Genomic DNA, 4,228 nt, shown 5'->3' on the forward strand with positions numbered 1-4,228 from the left:
AGAACGCGACATGCGTCAACAATCACGGCTCGACCCTGCGTTCTTTAGGAGACACGCCCTAGGTGTCACGACTTCGAGCGCACCTCACAGCCCGTACCGGCGGACACGCTCTCCGCCCATCGTCGGCTTCTTCACCGGAAGGCACTCGGGCGCCAATGAGCGTCCGGCAAGACGCGGGGCGGCAGGTCGATCGTGCGCCCTTCCGGTTCCCCTCTGTGCCAAGGGTGCGTTCTCGGCCCCGTTGAGATGCGCCGGTGCTTGTTGCCGGCGCGGGGGCTGGGGAGCCGAGTGCACGTGGGGTGTTCGGGGTGGTCGTCGAGCGGGTAGCGTCGGTGCTGCGGGTTCGGGTTGTGGCTGATCCGAAGAGCCGATGACCGGGGTGCGCAGGTCGGCCGCGCTGGACGTGAGTGACGCCCCCGAATGCCCTCCCGGACCCTCCTCGGTGTTTTGCGCGTCGGCAACGACTTGGCGGTAGACCATGTCAGATACGCGTCGATTCAGGCAGCGCCAGGCCTCCTTACGGGTCTTGGCCTCGTCGAGCTTGCGCAGGTAGTAGGTCCGGCCCTCGCCACCGAGGCGGATCTGGGCGATGGCGGCCATGTGCAGCACGTGGTTCAGCCGCCGGTTCCCGGCCTGCGACAGCCGATGTCGGATCTGTTCGCCGGACGAGGCATCCAGCGGCGCGGTGCCGGTCCAGGACGCGAAGTGGTTCCGATCCGGGACCGCGCGACGTCTCCGACGTCGGCCAGGATCCGGGCGGCGCCGGCGGGCCCGATCCCGCGCAGGTCCATCAGGCGCTAGCCCCGGTCCCGGACCGGCACCGAGCTCCTTGGTCAGGGCCTTCAGCCGTGCGTCGGTGGCCACCAGGTCGGCCACCTCCTCGACCGCCATCCGTCTGGTTGTCTCACCCGCAAGGGACCTGGGCTTCACCGTGGCCAGCAGCCGCCTGGCCCTGGTCGCGGTCAGGTCCTTGCCCGCGCCACCAGCAACGAGCTCGGCGAGCAGCCGATGCAACCGGTTCACCGTCTACACACGCCGCGCCGACAGCTCGTCGCGCCGGTCGACCCACAGCCGCAACGCGTCCAGTTCCTCGTCGAAGCTGAGGACCCGCAGGTCCGGGCTGCGCAGGGCTATCGCCGCGATCGCATGCGCATCGGTGGCGTCGGTCTTGCGGGCGTGACCGGTGTCGAAGACCCGCACCCGTGCCGCGATCTTGGCCGGGACGTCGACCGGTGACGTTGACCGCCACGCGTGCGGCGAGACCACCTACGGCCGAGCGGTTCAGGATGCGGGCGAAGGCCAGCAGGCCGGCCGCTACGGACGTCATGTCACCGCCCTTGGGCTGGTATCCAGCCACGTGCTGCATGCGTCGTAACCCTTCGGCTCGCTCTCCGCGAACGAGGCACCGCAGGCAGCCGGGATGTCAAGGGCGACTCCCCCCAGAATCAGTCGCTCCGGCGCGTCGACCGGGTCCGTCGAATCAGTCAGGAAAGAGCCTCACGCCGCCAGGACGCCATCACGATGAGCGTCTTCGTGCCAGCGAGCTTGCCTGTGCGTCGCATCGCGTTCACTACGCGCTGCAGGTCGTCGACGTCCTTGACCCGGAAGTGGATCAGCGCGTCGGGATCACCCGAGATCGTGAAGTACTGCTGGACCTCAGGGACATCGCGGACGATCTTCTCGAGCTCGCCGGTCTCGGTCGTGCCGTGCAGGCGGACCTCGGTGAACGCTTCTAACGAGCCGGACCTGGCGCGTCGACGATCGCGACGTAGCCGCGGATGACCCCGGTGTCCTCGAGCCGCTTGATGCGACGCGACACCGGCCCCGTCGAAAGGCCGACCCGTTGTGCGACCTCACGGACCGCCATCCGGCCGTTGCGGCGCAGCAGGTCAAGGATCTGTTCGTCGATCGCGTCCATGCGCCATCGCGCCTTCCGTGCTCTTTTCGTGCGCCCGGCGCACACATATGTCGTTTCGGGGGGTCCCTGGGCAGTGCTATATCGCGACTTCGAGCATGTCCGTAGCGCTGACCTGTGCAGCGACCGGGGAGGTCGTCATCCTGAGTGCGGGAGAACCCCAGCCGACACCCGTTGCCGCGCACCGGACACCTCCGGGACGCAAGGGCGCTAAAGACCGCACCACATCTGTGAACCGGCTCAGGGCCTCGCACCCAACGGGCCCGACAGCGACCAGCCTTGACGTCGAGGGACACGCATGAGCATCTCCGAGATCCACACCGGCCAGCCCGACCCGGGCATCGCTCCCCCGCAGGACCCCAGCGCCGCCGCCAAGACACCGGTCCCGCCGTTCGGCGACCCGACGCCCGACGTCCAGGTGCTGCGTGATATCGCGCAGCGCGTGCTGTGGCTCGCCACGGCGATCGTTGACGCGGCCAACCGTGGGCGGCCCAACACCACCGGAGTGAAGGTCGGCGGCCACCAGTCCTCCAGCGCCTCGATGATCGACATCATGGTGGCGCTGTGGTTCTCCGAGCTCACCGCCGTCGACCGGGTCTCGGTCAAGCCCCACGCCTCCCCCGTGCTGCACGCGATCAACTACCTCCTCGGTGACCTCGACGCGAAGTACCTGCCCACGTTGCGCGCCAAGGGCGGACTGCAGTCCTACCCGAGCCGGCTCAAGGACCCCGACACTGTCGACTTCTCCACCGGCTCGGTCGGCATTGGGGCCACCGCCGCCCTGTGGGCGGCGATGTCACACCGGTACGTCAAGACCCACTTCCCCGACGCGCCGCCCTCGGGGAGGTTCGTCAGCCTGCTCGGAGACGCTGAACTCGACGAAGGGGCCATCTGGGAAGCCGTCGCCGACCCGGCGGTCGCCAGGCTCGGAGAGCTGCTGTGGATCGTGGACCTGAACCGGCAGTCGCTGGACCGGGTCGTGCCCGACATTCAGATCGAACGCCTCCAGAGCATGTTCGCCGCCGCCGGCTGGCAGGTCATCACGATCAAGTGGGGCCGCACCATCAGCGCCATGTTCGATCAGCCCGGCGGCGCCGAGTTCAAACGCCGCATGGAGTCCATGCCGAACGAGGAGTACCAGCGGATGCTGCGCGCCGACAGCAGCGAGCTCGTCGAACGCATCATGGCCGAGCCGGGTAGCGACGAGCTGCGCGCTCTGGTTGCGTCGGTGTCGCCCGAGACGCTGGCGCAGGTGGTGCGCGACCTCGGCGGCCACGATCTCGGCCTGCTCCTAGACACCTTCGCCGCGGTCGACGACACCCGGCCCAGCATCGTGTTCGCCTACACGATCAAGGGCCGCGGCCTGCCGACCGAAGGGCACCCGAACAACCACTCGGTCCTGCTCTCGGAGGAGCAGATGGTCCAGCTGGCCACCTCGACCGCATCGAGCCTCGACGACCCGTGGCGCACGTTCCAGACCGGATCGCCGGCCGCCGACCTGTGCGCTGACCGCGCTGACGAGCTGACCCGGACCCCCGTGACCCAGTCGAAGCCGGACCTGGTGCCGACCTCGACCGGCCGCTCGCACCGCGCCCCCATCTCGACCCAAGCCGTCTTGGGCAGGCTGCTGGCCGACGTCGCCCGCGCAGCACCCGAGGCCGCCGCCCGGATGGTGACCTGCAGTCGCGACGTGGCGTCGTCGACGAACATCGGTGGCTGGATCAACAAGACGGGCGTCTGGTCGATCGACGACCGACGCGACTGGTTCGCCGACGACAGCGAGCGCGTCCTGAAGTGGTCCGAAGCGCCGTCCGGGCAGCACATCGAGCTCGGCATCACCGAAGTCAACCTGGTCTGCTTGCTCGGGGAGCTTGGGGCCACCTGGTCCCGATGGGGTGAGCGGCTCATCCCGATCGCCACCCTCTACGACCCGTTCGTGAACCGGGCCCTGGAGCCGTGGTCGTACGGCATCTACGCGGGCGGACAGTCGATTCTGGTCGGCACCCCCTCCGGGGTCACCCTCGCCCCCGAAGGCGGCGCCCACCAGTCGATCACCACCCCTCCATCGGCCTCGAGCAGCCCGGCTGCATCGCCTGGGAGCCCGCATTCGCCCAGGATCTGGAGTGGTGCATGCTGCATGCGATGAACCAGGTCGGGATCCCCGGCGGCACTTCGAGCTACTTCCGTCTCTCTACGCGTCCCCTCGACCAGGCTCAGAGCCGGCTCCCGGACGACGAAGCGCTCCTAGATGTACCCGGCCACCACGTTGGTCACAGGCGGCTGATCGGGGGCTTGCCTCGGAGTGAGCTGTGA

Annotated in this window: 5 protein-coding genes; 1 reads left to right on the plus strand and 4 read right to left on the minus strand. The window is 68.7% G+C overall.

Annotation, left to right across the window (positions count from 1 at the left end):
- Positions 1 to 84: 84 nt before the first annotated feature.
- The 4 genes from ACFPGP_RS16260 to ACFPGP_RS16275 all read right to left on the minus strand — a co-directional run bounded on the left by ACFPGP_RS16260 (position 85) and on the right by ACFPGP_RS16275 (position 1,918).
- Positions 85 to 1,014, minus strand: a complete 930-nt coding sequence (locus ACFPGP_RS16260; protein ID WP_378591827.1) for a transposase — start codon at positions 1,012 to 1,014, stop codon at positions 85 to 87.
- Positions 1,015 to 1,026: 12 nt separating this feature from the next.
- Positions 1,027 to 1,266, minus strand: a complete 240-nt coding sequence (locus ACFPGP_RS16265; protein WP_378591828.1) for an IS110 family transposase — start codon at positions 1,264 to 1,266, stop codon at positions 1,027 to 1,029.
- 218 nt (positions 1,267 to 1,484) lie between these two features.
- A complete protein-coding gene (locus ACFPGP_RS16270) occupies positions 1,485 to 1,712 on the minus strand; it encodes an Lrp/AsnC ligand binding domain-containing protein (protein ID WP_378591832.1) in 228 nt (75 codons plus the stop codon).
- A gap of 20 nt (positions 1,713 to 1,732) precedes the next feature.
- Positions 1,733 to 1,918: an Lrp/AsnC family transcriptional regulator gene (locus ACFPGP_RS16275; protein ID WP_378591829.1), complete on the minus strand. Its 186-nt coding sequence runs from the start codon at positions 1,916 to 1,918 to the stop codon at positions 1,733 to 1,735.
- A gap of 415 nt (positions 1,919 to 2,333) precedes the next feature.
- Here ACFPGP_RS16275 and ACFPGP_RS16280 point away from each other — a divergent pair, with 415 nt between their 5' ends.
- A complete protein-coding gene (locus tag ACFPGP_RS16280; protein WP_378591831.1) occupies positions 2,334 to 4,061 on the plus strand; it encodes a pyruvate dehydrogenase in 1,728 nt (575 codons plus the stop codon).
- Positions 4,062 to 4,228 lie beyond the last annotated feature (167 nt).

The organism is Nocardioides taihuensis (assembly GCF_042657275.1).
In the GTDB taxonomy this organism is placed as follows: Bacteria; Actinomycetota; Actinomycetes; order Propionibacteriales; family Nocardioidaceae; genus Nocardioides; species Nocardioides taihuensis.

Bases quoted from the DNA above. Each gene is read 5' to 3' on its own strand.
- ACFPGP_RS16275 (WP_378591829.1), bottom strand. From the start codon at position 1,918: ATGGACGCGATCGACGAACAGATCCTTGACCTGCTGCGCCGCAACGGC.